Source organism: Shinella sp., from assembly GCF_052438155.1.
GTDB lineage: Bacteria > Pseudomonadota > Alphaproteobacteria > Rhizobiales > Rhizobiaceae > Shinella.
Genome location: NZ_JBQVPI010000003.1, coordinates 358,739 through 371,684 on the forward strand (window position 1 = coordinate 358,739; position 12,946 = coordinate 371,684).

The 12,946-nt window shown below is 61.7% G+C and carries 10 protein-coding genes; 3 read left to right on the forward strand and 7 right to left on the reverse strand.

What is annotated here, in order from left to right:
- The first annotated feature begins 69 nt into the window (after positions 1 to 69).
- Together ACT6VE_RS08645 and ACT6VE_RS08650 are read left to right on the forward strand one after the other, a co-directional pair.
- Entirely contained in the window at positions 70 to 1,542 is a 1,473-nt protein-coding gene (locus ACT6VE_RS08645) for a diguanylate cyclase domain-containing protein (protein ID WP_444798199.1), read from the forward strand.
- A 109-nt stretch (positions 1,543 to 1,651) separates the two neighbouring features.
- A complete protein-coding gene (locus ACT6VE_RS08650; protein ID WP_444798200.1) occupies positions 1,652 to 2,599 on the forward strand; it encodes an MYG1 family protein in 948 nt (315 codons plus the stop codon).
- Between the two features lie 102 nt (positions 2,600 to 2,701).
- On the opposite strand, the gene ACT6VE_RS08655 is transcribed toward ACT6VE_RS08650, so the two are convergent.
- The 3 genes from ACT6VE_RS08655 to ACT6VE_RS08665 are packed head-to-tail and all read right to left on the reverse strand — an operon-like array spanning position 2,702 to position 5,972.
- Positions 2,702 to 3,343: an Isoquinoline 1-oxidoreductase subunit gene (locus ACT6VE_RS08655; RefSeq protein WP_444798201.1), complete on the reverse strand. Its 642-nt coding sequence runs from the start codon at positions 3,341 to 3,343 to the stop codon at positions 2,702 to 2,704.
- A 13-nt stretch (positions 3,344 to 3,356) separates the two neighbouring features.
- Positions 3,357 to 5,510, reverse strand: a complete 2,154-nt coding sequence (locus ACT6VE_RS08660; RefSeq protein WP_444798202.1) for a molybdopterin cofactor-binding domain-containing protein — start codon at positions 5,508 to 5,510, stop codon at positions 3,357 to 3,359.
- 3 nt (positions 5,511 to 5,513) lie between these two features.
- Positions 5,514 to 5,972, reverse strand: coding sequence for a (2Fe-2S)-binding protein (locus ACT6VE_RS08665; RefSeq protein ID WP_444798265.1), 459 nt, complete (start codon positions 5,970 to 5,972; stop codon positions 5,514 to 5,516).
- Between the two features lie 321 nt (positions 5,973 to 6,293).
- Here ACT6VE_RS08665 and ACT6VE_RS08670 point away from each other — a divergent pair, with 321 nt between their 5' ends.
- Positions 6,294 to 7,625 (forward strand): APC family permease, encoded by a 1,332-nt coding sequence (locus ACT6VE_RS08670; RefSeq protein ID WP_444798203.1) that lies wholly within the window; start codon positions 6,294 to 6,296, stop codon positions 7,623 to 7,625.
- Positions 7,626 to 7,638: 13 nt separating this feature from the next.
- Here the strand turns inward: ACT6VE_RS08670 and ACT6VE_RS08675 are convergent, their stop codons facing one another.
- From ACT6VE_RS08675 to ACT6VE_RS08690, 4 genes are all read right to left on the reverse strand, one after another.
- Complete coding sequence (locus ACT6VE_RS08675; RefSeq protein ID WP_444798204.1) at positions 7,639 to 8,409, reverse strand: response regulator transcription factor; 771 nt, start codon at positions 8,407 to 8,409, stop codon at positions 7,639 to 7,641.
- 93 nt (positions 8,410 to 8,502) lie between these two features.
- Entirely contained in the window at positions 8,503 to 9,843 is a 1,341-nt protein-coding gene (locus ACT6VE_RS08680; protein ID WP_444798205.1) for a serine hydrolase domain-containing protein, read from the reverse strand.
- The gene (locus ACT6VE_RS08685) at positions 9,824 to 11,269 is read right to left on the reverse strand and encodes an alginate export family protein (RefSeq protein WP_444798206.1); all 1,446 of its coding nucleotides are present in this window, start codon (positions 11,267 to 11,269) and stop codon (positions 9,824 to 9,826) included. The genes ACT6VE_RS08680 and ACT6VE_RS08685 overlap by 20 nt, the downstream gene beginning before the upstream one ends.
- A gap of 844 nt (positions 11,270 to 12,113) precedes the next feature.
- Positions 12,114 to 12,314, reverse strand: coding sequence for a cold-shock protein (locus ACT6VE_RS08690; protein WP_069063067.1), 201 nt, complete (start codon positions 12,312 to 12,314; stop codon positions 12,114 to 12,116).
- Between the last annotated feature and the right edge of the window lie 632 nt (positions 12,315 to 12,946).

Consider the following 12,946-nt stretch of genomic DNA (forward strand, 5'->3'; position numbering starts at 1 on the left):
GTTTACCTATTGCCGGTAAAAGGGACCTTCGCCTCCCATGGCGTTGCACGTCCCAACCTCCGGTGACTCATGTCCGAGACCTTCGATTCCGATATCTTCAACCTCGCCCCCACAGCCATGTGGATCGAGGATTTCAGCGAGGTCAAGGCGCTCTTCGACGCGTGGCGCGCCCAGGGCGTGACGGATATCCGGACGTTTCTCAACGAGGACAGGGACCGCGTTGCGCAATGCTCGCAGCGTATCAAGGTGCTTGCCGTCAACAGGAAGGTGCTGGAACTCTTCGAGGCCGATGATCTCGACCATTTGCGCGCCAACCTGTCGACCATCTTCCGCGGCGACATGCTCGAGACGCATGTGATCGAGCTGGCGAAGCTGTTTGATGGCGAGCTGGGTTTCGAGAGCACCACGTCGAACTATACGATTTCCGGCCGCCGCCTCGATATCCAGCTTCGGGGAACCGTCATGCCGGGCTACGAGACGTCGCTCGGCAAACTGCTGTTGACGACCGAAGATATTACCGCACGCGAGGATGCACGGCGGGCGGAGGCGATGCAGAGACGTCACGCGGAAGGCATTTTCGAGCATTCGCCCGTCTCGTTGTGGATCGAGGATTTCAGCCGGATCAAGCTGCTGATCGAAGACATCCGCGAGCGCGGTATCACCGATTTCCGCACGTTCATGGACGTCCATCCTGAATTCGTGCGCCAATGCATGAGCGAAATTCGCGTTATCGACGTCAACCGCGCCACGCTCGACCTGTTTTGCGCAACCGAGCGAAACCAGTTGCTGCATCGTCTGAGCGATATTTTCCGCGACGACATGGAAAAGCCGTTCCGCGAGCAGCTCATCGAATTGTGGAATGGAAACCTCTTTCATCATCGCGAGGTCGTGAACTATGCGCTCGATGGCACCGTGCGCCACATCTTGCTGCATTTTTCCGTCTTCCCGGGACACGAACTTGATTGGTCTCGTGTGCAGGTCGCCCTTACCGACATCACCGCGCGCAAGAAGGCGGAGGCCTATCTCGAATATCTCGGCAAGCACGATGTGCTGACCAAGCTCTACAACCGGGCCTTCTATGCCGAAGAGATCAATCGGCTGGAACGAAAGTCGCTGCGTCCCGTTTCGACGATCATCTTCGACCTCAACGGCCTGAAGGAAGCCAACGACCAGCTCGGCCACGATGCCGGCGACGCCTTGCTGCGCCGCTTCGGTGAAATTCTGAACGGCGCCGTAGCGCAGCCCAACCACGCCTGCCGGATCGGTGGTGACGAGTTCGCCGTCCTCATGCCCGGCGCGGACGCGAAGGCGGCGGCGACCATGGCCGAAACCATCAGCGAGCTGCTCAAGATCAACAACCAGTTCTACTCCAGCGCGCCGCTCCGCATGTCGTTTGGAGCAGCCACCAGCGAGGGCGGCGAAACGATCGAGAGTGTAGTAAGGCGCGCGGATGTTCAGATGTACGAGCATAAGCGGGCCTATTACGAGGCCAATGGTGCCAGCGGCGTTGCCAAGGCGCGATCAGCGCGACGCGCCACCTGATCATCGGACATCACGTCGGGAGCGGCTATAGATGTCTTGAATTGAGGCGATCGAGTCGATATCGAACGTACTCGAACGTATCCGCAAAATTTCCGAAAGTTTGACCGGTATGACCCCAGAATTTCTCGTCACGCATTCCGGGGGCTTCCACGCGGATGAACTTCTGTCGAGTGTCGTCCTGACGCGCCTGTTTCCTGACGCGCGCCTGATCCGCAGCCGGGCGCCCGAATGGATCACGCCGGGCACCGACAGGATCATCTACGATGTCGGCGGGGCCTACGATCCGGATGCCGGGATTTTCGATCACCATCAGCGCGGGGCACCGCTCCGCGATGACGGCCAGCCGTTCAGTTCGTTCGGCCTGATCTGGCGCCAGTTCGGGCGGGACTATCTCGCTGCTTTCGGTGTTCCGGCCGAGGATATCGAAACCGTTCATGCGGGCTTCGATGCGGACTTCGTCTTGCCGGTCGATCTCATGGACAACGGCGCGTTGAGCCCATCGGCCGCCGGCGCAATGGCTAAGCTGACGCTGCCCGTTCTTCTGGAAACGCTGAAGCCCGTGTTCGACGAGACGGAGCCGGATGCGGACAACCTTGCATTCCACGACGCGCTTTCGATTGCGCGCAGTTTCGTGGAGGCGAGCATAAGGCAGAGTGCCGCGAAGCTGCGGGCACAATCGATCGTGCGCCAGGCAATAGAGGCGACGGGAGATGGCCAAGTGCTGGAGCTTCCCATGGGGATGCCCTTCCGGCCGGCGATCGTAAAGGCCGGCGCCGACCATATCCTCTTCGTCGTCCATCCGCGCGACACCGATTGGTGCCTGACAGGCGTTCGGCGGTCGAGCGAAGGGTTTGAGCTGCGCGCCGATCTGCCGGCGGCCTGGGCCGGCCTGACCGGCCAGGATCTCGAAACCGCCTGCGGCGTTGTCGGCGCAACATTCTGCCATAACGGCCGCTTTATCGCCGCTGCAAAAACGCGCGAGGCTGCGCTTGAAATGGCAAGGATCGCGGTCGCACAGGCCCTGAGTTCACAGTCGCCAGCCGCTCTCACCGCATGATCCTGCGGTGAGGCAGCCTTCTAAGCCGTATTCGCCCCATGCTGAACCGTAGGGCGAACGTGCAGCAGGCCTTTGCAAGCGCATCTCTACGCCGGCTTTCCTTTATCCAGGCGGACAGATCGCCCCGGTATCGACCCACGCCTGGATGATCTTTCCGAACTCTTCCTGTGTGCCCGGAGCCGGTTCGCGGCCATCGCCGGGATGCCATCCCCATCCGACCAGGTCGTCCTTCGCCATATGCTCGACGATTTCGACCATGGTCTTGTCGCCATTGCGTGCCGGGTCCTTCAACTGCGTGCAGATCTGGCCAAGCGTCTTGCCCTCCCAGGCCATCTCGATGGGGGCGAGGTGCCAGGCGGGATTGCCGGGGATGCTCTTCAGGGTATCCGCCTGGCCGATGACCGGCGTGTTTTGCTCGCTGTGGCAGGTGTTGCACTGCATGCCCACGAGGCCCATGCCGCCATCACCCCGGAAGACCGGCGGCTGGTGCGGATGCATCGACATGCCTTGCAGTGGGCGATCCGTCGCCGGATGACAATTCACGCACCGCGGATGCTGGATGACCTTGCCGGCCTCCTCGAAGAGGGCGAGCGAGCGCGCCCGTTCATCGGAAATCGACTGGAAGGATTCTGCAGGACGCAGCGAATTGGTGTTTTGCGCCACGACCGCCGGAGCGAGCAGGATGCCCGCGCCGACGATAAGACAGTATGCTGCGACGCCCGAAAAGAGAAGTTTGATTTTCATCTGACGGTATCCCTCACGCGGAAATGAGACTGACGATGGGAAGCTGACGCACCGGAGCGTTTGTCAGCTTTCGCCACGCATTGGCGACCGCCGGCCCCACGGGAGGTACGCCGGGTTCGCCGACACCGGTCGGACTTTCCGCAGATCTGATGATCTCCACCGCGATATCGGGCATTTCGTTGATGCGGATCGAACGGTAGTCGTGGAAGTTCGACTGCATGATCCGCCCACCCTTGCCAAGGGTGATGGCGTCGAAGAGCACGGCACCCAGCCCGTAGCCGATGCCGCCCTCCATCTGCGCCTTGATGATGTTGGGATTGACGGCGACGCCGCAATCGACCGCACACCACACCTTGTGCACGCGTGGTGCGCCATCGGACCCGACGGAGACCTCGGCCACCTGTGCGACGAACGAACCGAAGCTTTCGACGACCGCCACGCCGCGGGCTCGCCCCTCCGGCGGGGTCGATCCCCAGTCCGCCATCTCGGCCGCCTTGCGCAGAACGCCGGCATGGCGCGACTCTTTGTCAAGAAGCGCAAGCCTTCCCTCCACCGGGTCGCGGCCCACACGCGCCAGCAGTTCGTCGACGAAGGTCTCGACGGCGAAGCCGGTATGGGTATGCCCGACGGAGCGCCACCAGAGCGGCGGGATCGGGAGCGTCACATTGTGCGAGGTGACCTTCAGATTGGGAATGCGGTAGGGCAGGTTCGAGGCACCCTCCACCGAAGTGGTATCGAGGTCTGCCTTGGCCATGATCGACTGGCCGACAATGACCTGCTCCCAGGCCGTGATCCGGCCCTCGGCATCGATCGCGCCGCGCATCTTGTGGGCATACATCGGGCGGTAGAAGCCGCCCTGGATGTCGTCCTCGCGGGTCCACATGTGCTTGAGCGGCCGGTCGTCGCCGATCGCCGCATAGACCATCGCGGCTTCCTGCATATAGGGTGAGCCGAACTGCGCCTTGCGGCCGAAACTGCCGCCGGCGAGCTGGGTGTTCACGCGGACCTTCGATTCGTCCAGCTTGAGGATTTCTGCCGCCACCTGCTGGTCGAAGCCCGGGAACTGTGCGCCGTTGTAGATATCGACAGAACCGTCCGCCGCCTTGATGAACACCGCATCGAGCGGCTCCATGGGGGCATGGGCGAGGAAAGGAAAGACGATTTCGGCTTCCACCGTCTGGAGCCCGTCCTGCCGGAAGGCCTCGTCGACATTGCCGGTATTCGTGGCTTCGAGGCCCGGCTCCTTGAAGTGCCTGATATATTCGGCGGCCAGTTCCGCCGAAGACCGGGTCTCCGCCTTGGCGAGGTCCCATTCGATCTGGAGCGCATCGCGCCCCTTCAGCGCCGAAAAGGTGTTGTCCGCATAGACCGCTATGCCCTGCGGGATCTGCTCGACGTCGACCACACCGCGCACCTTTCGGGCCTCGCTGTCGTCGAAAGATTTCACCGTTGCGCCAAAATGCTTGGGATGGGCGACGACGGCGGTGAGCAGGCCATCGGGCGTGATATCGAGTGTGAAGATCGCCGTGCCGTTGGTCTTGCCAACGGTGTCGAGTTTCGGCAGGTCCGTTCCAATCAAAACGAAGTCCTTGGGATCCTTCAGTTTCGGGTCCTGAGGCACCGTTTGTGTCGCGGCCTTGTCCGCGAAGGCGCCGAAGCCGCTTTCTCTGGACGATCCGGCATGTTTCAGTCGGCCTTTCTCGACGGTGATTTCCGTCGCCGGCACGTTCCATTCCTCGGCGGCGGCGGCGATGAGCATGGCGCGCGCGGTGGCACCCGCCTTGCGCATCTGCTCGTAGGCATTGGCAATCGAGCTTGACCCGCCCGTGCCCTGCAGGCCGAAGGCGAGATTGGCGTAGATCTTGTTGTCGGTCGGCGAGTGGACCGCGCGCATCTGGCTCCAGTCGGCATCGAGCTCTTCCGCGACAAGCGTCGCCAGTCCCGTGAACGGCCCCTGGCCGAACTCGATATGTTTTGACAGCACGGTGACGGTGTCGTCCGTGCCGATCTTGACGAAGGCGTTCATCGGCACGAGCTCGGCTGCGCCGCCGGCGGGAACGCCCGTTGGTGCGGCCGAAAGGAATTTTGGCGCGATCGCCACGCTGATGACAAGGCCGGCTCCGGCGAGGAAACCGCGACGGGTGGTTGTGATGTCATGGATTGTCATCGCTCAACCCTCCATCGAATTGGCGGCATTGTGGATGGCCGCCCGAATGCGATGGTAGGTGGCGCATCGACAGAGATTTCCGGTCATGGCGCCGTCGATCTCATCGTCGCTCGGCTTGGGCACCATCTGCAAGAGAGCCACCGCCGACATGATCTGGCCGGATTGACAGTAGCCGCATTGCGGCACATCGAGCCCCGTCCATGCGGTCTGGACGGCTTGCGCCTCCTTGCCCGAAATTCCTTCGATCGTCACCACGTCCGAGCCATCGATCATCGCAATCGGCGTGATGCAGGAGCGCCGCGGCATGCCGTCGAGATGCACGGTGCAAGCCCCGCACTGTGCGACGCCGCACCCGTATTTCGTGCCTGTCAGCTTCTCGAAATCCCGGATGACCCACAAAAGCGGCGTATCGGGATCCCCATCGAAACTGCGTTCTTTTCCATTGAGCGTGAAAGTCACCATGTCCATGCTTCCTTCCAAAGGAACCGAGTGGGGCGGGCTTATCGTCAAAGACATATGGCGTCAGTCGAAGATGAAAAGGGACTGAGCGAAAGAGAGGATTAAGGCGGTTCGGTGTTGGCGGATCAAGTCAAATGCGTGTGACAGCGTCCGGGGACCGAGGCCGCAGATTTGACGTGAACCGCCGGCATCGCGCGACGTGGAAGTTGTGATGGATTGATCAGCGACATCGGTGCAGCATGTGACAGCATATAGTACCCTGGGGTTATTGGCTTCACCGCTATCTTCCTTGACCCTTCACGTTGTTATTTGGAGGAGGGGAGCATGACGCAGACTATCAAACTCGACCGGACCCTTGGCTTGTGGTCCGTCGTATTGTTCGGCCTTGCCTATATGACGCCGATGATCGTGTTCGGCACGTTCGGCGCCCTGGCATCGGCGAGCCAGGGAACCACGGCGATGGCCTACTTCATCGCGGCGCTGGCGATTTTCCTGACGGCGGCAAGCTACGGCATCATGGCAAAAGTCTATCCGGTCGCCGGATCCGCCTATAGCTATGCGCGAAGATCGTTGAACCCGGGCGCCGGCTTCCTCGTCGGCTGGGCGGTGCTGCTCGATTACTTCTTCTTGCCCATGGTCATCTGGCTGATCGGCGCGGCCTATCTGACGGCCGCCTTCCCGGCGGTGCCCGCCTGGCTCTGGATCGTCGGCTTCATCGTCCTGACGACGGCCGTCAACGTCATCGGAATCGCCTTTGCCAACCGGGTGAATGTCGTACTGATGCTGGTCCAGCTTTCCGTGCTGCTCATCTTTCTTGCGCTTGCCGCGCGCTATGTCGTGGCGCTCAACGGCGTCGGCGGGCTCGCCTCTGTGCGACCGTTCTTCGAGCCCGGGGTGCCGTTCAGCGCCTCTGTCGCCGGTGCGGCGATCGCGGCTTATTCGTTCCTCGGCTTCGATGCCGTCTCGACGCTGACGGAAGAAACCCGTGAGCCGACGCGCACCATGCCGAAGGCGATCATGATCATCGCGGTGATCGGGGGGCTCATTTTCACCGGTTCCGCCTATATGACGCAGCTTGCGCATCCGGGCGGCGAGTTCACTGCTGTGGATTCGGCCGCCTCGGAAATCGCGCTGATGATCGGCGGCGATCTCTTCGTTACCGTGTTCCTGGCAACGCTTGTGGTCGCCCAGTTCACCTCCGGCCTCGCGGCGCAGGCAAGCGTCGGCCGGCTGCTCTTCGCCATGGGCCGCGACGGCGTGCTGCCGGCCAGCATCTTCGGCCAGTTGCATGAGAAATGGCGCACGCCCGTGCTCAACCTCGTCTTCGTCGGCATCGTCGGCCTGCTGGCCCTGACGCTGGACGTGACGACCTCCACGTCCTTCATCAATTTTGGTGCGTTCCTTGCCTTCACCGCCGTCAACGTCTCGGTCATTGCGCTCTATCTCAAGGGCAATGCCATCGTCCGGCCGCTTGGCCCGATGCTAGGGCTCGTGATTCCTGCGGCCGGCGCGCTCTGCGACCTGTTCCTGCTGTGGAACCTCGATGGCCACGCCAAACTTCTCGGCGTCATCTGGCTGGTGATCGGTCTCGGCTACCTTGCCTATCTTACGCGCTTCTTCCAGCTTGCTCCGCCGGAAGTGGAATTTCAGGAATGATTGCAGGAATTGCCTAGCGCCGGCTGAGGAAGAGATGAAACAGTTCCGCCTGGCTGGAAATGGTGAGCTTGGCATAGGCCTGGCGGCGGTGGACCTTGACGGTGTTGGGCGAAAGGCCGAGCGTGGCGGCGATGGAATAGCTCGAATGGCCCTTGAGGATGAGGGTCACGATCTCCAGCTCCCGTTTGGAAAGTAGGGGATGGCTGATCGTCGGCGCTGCCCGTTCATCTTCCCCCGGCAGGGTGAAGCGCTCACGCCAATGGCGTTCCGCCAGCGCCTTGAGGAGAGGGGCTGCACTTTCCAGTCGGGTGATGTCCCGGTTGGAAAAGGGCCGCGCTTCGCCCATGCGCGACAGCGAGAGCACCGCATCGGCATGGCGCAGCTTCAGGATGAAGCCGATCTCGTCGACGATGCCCGTCGCCCGGTAGTGGCGGCGGTAATATTCCGTCTCGGCAAAACGATCGGGTGCCAGGCGGCGCATGACCAGCACGCCGTCGCGCCCGGAGCGCACCGCATCGTAGAAGGGATCGAGAATGTAGGCGCCAGCGAGATAGTGGTCGACGATGGTGGTGCGGTCGCCGACAATGCGTGCATTGTCGAGGTCGAAGGCCTTGCCGCCCGGGGCATAGGCAAAGCCGTTCATCATCTCAAAGGAGACGAGATGACGAAGCGAACGCTCCAGCGCCTCGGGAAATGCAGGTTCCCCGAGCGCCACCACGGCCTCGGCGAGGCTTGAATGCCACAGGCCGATATAGGCGCCCGCTGCGCCGGATCTTGCCGCCACGTTCTTTCCCCTTGTCTTTTCAAGGAGACCTAGCACGGGATCCGCGATCCCGACAGGACCAGCCCGTTCGACATGTTGTCGATCGGGCCGACGTCACGGCGTTGTCGGTTGCTCGATCAGGTGACGGGCCACCGCCTCGTAGGCTGGCAGCGATGTCGGGTCATTGGCGGCGTTGCCGGCGACGGGGTGCGAGGAGAAGCGGGCGATGACCATATCGGCAGTGGGGTCGATGTAGATCGCCTGGCCGTGCACGCCGCGCGCCATGAAGGCGCCGTTGGCATTATGCGTGATCCACCACATCGCGCGATAGCTCCATCCCTTTAGCGCTGGGTAGCCGCCTTTCTCGAAGGCCGCCTTGTCGCCGCCGGCGCGGATGCTGTCGATCGCCTTCTGCGGGATGAGGCGCTGGCCACCTGCCATGCCGCCATCGAGCAGCAACTGACCGATGCGCGCCATGTCGCGCAGGCCGGCGTTCAGGCCACCGCCTGCGAAGGGTGTGCCGGTGGAATCGACTGCGTAGTAGGCGTCCTGCTCGGCGCCCATCTTGCTCCAGATCCGCTCCGACAGCAGTTCCGCCACCGATTTTCCCGAGGTGCGTGCGATGATCCAGCCAAGCGCATCGCTGTTGATTGTCTTGTAACCGAAGGCCGGACCGTGTTCGCCCTGCTTCACCACTGTCTTCAGGTAGTCGAAATAGCTGCGGGGGCCGGTATAGCCCTCGGGCTTGGGAAGGGGATTGCCGGCGGCCGAATAGATCCACACGTCGGCATTGGGATCGGCATAGTCTTCGCTGTAGCGCAGGCCCGTCGTCATATCGAGCACTTGCCGTATCGTCGCATCGCCGAAGGCGCTTTGTGCGAGTTCGGGAACGACGGTCGCGACCTTGGCCTTCTCGTCGAGCACGCCTTCGGCAACCAGAACCTCGCCCAGAAGGCCAGTCAGCGATTTCGTCACCGACATGGCGCCATGCTGTCCCGCTTCGTTGAGGCAACCGGAATAGTGCTCATAGACGAGCACGCCCTTGTGCAGCACGACGATGCCGTCCGTGTAATTGGCCGAGAGCGATTGCAGCCAGGTCATGTCCTGGTCGGCACCGGTCGGGCGGAAGGTGACGCCGTCGATGGCGGGATCGATCTTCCGTTCGAGCATCGTCGGCGCGCCGAGGCCGCGGCTCACATTGGTCGTCGGCATCAGCTGGCGGAAATGGCAGACCGTCCAGCGCGATTTCGGGAAGCTGAAATAGTCGCTGTCCGAAAAGCGGATGATCTTGTCTTCCGGCGGTGGAAAGCCCTGCATCCAGCCGAGGGTGCGAGGGTCCGACTGTTCTGCCGAAAGCGGCGCGGCGTCCTGGCCCGAGGCGCTGAGTGGCGATGCCAGAACCGGCAGGGCGACGGCGAGCGCGACCGACAGGGTTTTAGAAATTGACGATGACATTGACGAAGCCTCCAAGCCAGTTCGGCGAATTTTCCTTGGTCAGGGAATCCATGCCCTTGCCGGGAATGGAAATGCTGACGCCGGCCGTCAGAAAGGTGTTGGGATTGATGACGCGCGAATATTCGAGATAGACGTCGTCCGCGAGATGGTAATCGCCCACGCCGGCGATCGGGGTGGGTGTACCGTCGATGATGTCGAGGCGCGTGCCCTGGCCGAACTGGATCGGGCTGTTCAGTTCATTGGCGCGGATATGCGCATAGCGCAGCGTCCAGGTGTCGGCCTCCGTCGGCCTCACCTGCAGGCTGAGCTGGTGCGCGTTGACGTTCGAATTGAGGAACATCATGGACGACTTCGTGCCCGTCGACCAGGCATTGGGATTGCCTTCATAGTACAGGGGGTCGAAGCGCTCCACGCGCGAGGTCGAAGGATCGTCGCCGGAGAAGGTCTGGTAGCTGTAGGCGATCGTCGGCGCCCAGGACAATTCCTCGAACACATAGCCGATCTGGATGCGGCCGCCCCATGCCTGCAGGTCGATCTCAGGATTCCACTGGTAGGCGAGGTCGCCCCCGATGAAAAACCCCGCCATCGCCCCATCGAAGGGCTGGGTCCGGCCATAGGCGTTGACGAAGCTCAACCCGTCGCGCGCGCCCGGCATGATCACTGGTGGGCCGATACCGCCGTCCGCAGCCCGCGGATAGGGCGAGTTGGATTCCAGGACATGCCCGATCGTGAGGCCGCCATACTGTCCATCGTCCGTCTCATAGCGCAGGTCGCCTCCGGCGATCTTCGTTCCGCTGTCCGTGTCGGACAGTTCGTTCGCGTCGATGAAAAAGGCCGTCGCGGTCACGTCGTCCTGGCCGAACCGCAGGAGGGCCGCCTGTTCCCACGCCGTGCGGGGTCCGAGCTTCAGGGCGCCGCGTTCGAAACCGCTCGACCCGCCATTGGCGATCAGCATGCCTGTTCCTGCCTTGAACGGACGCGGCCCGACGGAAATATCGAAGAAAGGGCCGGTTTCCGCCGTGGAGCGCAGGCCGAGATAGCCGTCTTCGAGCGTGATGGCACCCGTGCCACCAGCGTCGAAGGCATCCGTGCCCAGGGTGCCCGAGGCGACGAAGGACAGCTTTCCGTAGATTGCCAGCAGGTCGCCCGCATCCGCGGTGAAGCTGATGCCGGGCATCAGGTACCCTTCGAGCCATCGCGTATCGCTATCGAAATTGGCCTCCGGCGCGAAGGTGTCGGCGAAATTCCAGAACAGGTTCTGCTCAGCCACGACATTGACACCCGCCTGAAAGTGTAGCCGCACTTCCAGGCCCGGCTCGTCGATCAGGAGCATCGGATCCTTGGCGCTTGCAGCAGCGGGCACGAGCCCCAGACCGATGGCCAGCAGGGTTGCGGTCGTCCGCCGACCGTCCCTCACATTTCCCATGCCGCACTCCGATACCGGTTTGGATGCCAAAACATAGATGACCGCGCCAGCATAGGCACGGATTCGCGAGAATAATCCATTCAATCTCAATTGGAGCGCAAAAAGATCGTTTCCGGTTCTGACGGGGTACGATGGCTGCTCGGAGTTGCGCCTTTCGCGTCATGACGTACGACGATTGCGGGGATGTTTGAGGCGCGGGTCGCCGGTCATGGCAACGTGGCCGAATGGTCGGCAGCGTGATCATTCGTCCGCATCAGCCGGCGGCGGCCGGAAATAGGGCCAAAGATCGGGTGCCGGAACGTTCCCGACGCGGTCTGAGCGCCGGGGCCATGCTGCTTGATTTCGACAATCAGGGTGGGTGGCCAGCATTCTCATCGACCTGACGGGTCTCTGCTCGCCTATGCCGCATGCGATCGCTCGCCTCCGCCAAGGGTGAAGACGGCGTGATCGCCTACGAAATGGCGCCCTTCAGTCGGGTCGAACAGTCCGCCTTCGATCGCGAGGCCCCCAAATACGGCATCAAGGGTTTCCTTGCACTCGCATTTATCTGGTGTGCAGTGGGCAGATGGCGTGTGAACGCCCTTTCGACCTCGGCTTTGTACAGACGGGGCGAGGGTGGTTTCCGGCTATGGTTTATCCAGGGGGAATGCAAACACAGTCCGAAGGCAATTCAACGGATTGAAGCCCGGCTCTTAATGCCAGTGCGCTTAGGATTGGCACCGTCTCGTTAAAGGCTGGTGGTGTGGACGCGCGGTCTCGGCCCCGCGTCCACACAATACTTAACTGCCAGCTGGCTCAGGTGGATCGAATTTCGCGTTGCGGTCGACCCAGACCCGACGGTACATCAGAGAACGCGAACGTTTTCGGCTTTCGACTTCCCGGTCTTGCGATCCTGGCCGACGTCGTAGCTTACGCGTTGACCTTCGCTCAGCGAGCCGCCCTGAAGCGCGGATACGTGTACGAACACGTCCGTTCCTCCGTTTTCAGGCGTGATGAACCCGAAACCCTTTTCTCCATTGAAAAACTTAACTGTGCCAGTGGCCATAACTTATCCTCGACGATTCTACAGCTGATTGCCGCGGAGAAAACCTATAGCTGTTGCGCGTTATTCGCAAGACGTTCGTAGATGATAAAATTTCTTGCGCGCGCCGCCTCCAAATCGAACGAGTTGTGTCTCGCATGTCCATAGCAGCCTGTTGGATTTGGATGCGCAAGTGTTAGGCGTGATTGCAGCGACCGCATAGAGATGCTACCGGCCACCCGCTCGGAGCTGATTTTCGCATTTTATCTCTACGGGCCATGTACTTACGGCCGTTTCAGGAGAAAGTGGATTGTATAAAGCGATCGGGCCTAAGTCCTCTGGCGAAGGCTCATTCAGCGCCCGGCTATAATTGTTGGAACGAGCGCCACAGCAGGCAGGTAGTTTGCGGCAAAGCGGTCGTATCTTGTTGATATCCTCTCCGATCGGCTGCTTGCGCATCGGCATCACCGAAGTGTGGATGGGGAGATGCAGGCTACACCTGCGTTGGCATCGGCCGCCCCTCGAAGTGCACCTTCGCCATACTCGTCGACAAGAACGGTACGGTCTCCTCGCCGAGGATTAGGTGGGCGGCGACTTGGTTACGTCCGAGATATCGACCGCAACGCCGGCGCCATCTTTCTATCCGGCACAGTCGA

Bases quoted from the DNA above. Each gene is read 5' to 3' on its own strand.
- ACT6VE_RS08645 (WP_444798199.1), top strand. From the start codon at position 70: ATGTCCGAGACCTTCGATTCCGATATCTTCAACCTCGCCCCCACAGCC.
- ACT6VE_RS08650 (WP_444798200.1), top strand. From the start codon at position 1,652: ATGACCCCAGAATTTCTCGTCACGCATTCCGGGGGCTTCCACGCGGAT.
- ACT6VE_RS08655 (WP_444798201.1), bottom strand. From the start codon at position 3,343: ATGAAAATCAAACTTCTCTTTTCGGGCGTCGCAGCATACTGTCTTATC.
- ACT6VE_RS08660 (WP_444798202.1), bottom strand. From the start codon at position 5,510: ATGACAATCCATGACATCACAACCACCCGTCGCGGTTTCCTCGCCGGA.
- ACT6VE_RS08665 (WP_444798265.1), bottom strand. From the start codon at position 5,972: ATGGTGACTTTCACGCTCAATGGAAAAGAACGCAGTTTCGATGGGGAT.
- ACT6VE_RS08670 (WP_444798203.1), top strand. From the start codon at position 6,294: ATGACGCAGACTATCAAACTCGACCGGACCCTTGGCTTGTGGTCCGTC.
- ACT6VE_RS08680 (WP_444798205.1), bottom strand. From the start codon at position 9,843: ATGTCATCGTCAATTTCTAAAACCCTGTCGGTCGCGCTCGCCGTCGCC.
- ACT6VE_RS08685 (WP_444798206.1), bottom strand. From the start codon at position 11,269: ATGGGAAATGTGAGGGACGGTCGGCGGACGACCGCAACCCTGCTGGCC.
- ACT6VE_RS08690 (WP_069063067.1), bottom strand. From the start codon at position 12,314: ATGGCCACTGGCACAGTTAAGTTTTTCAATGGAGAAAAGGGTTTCGGG.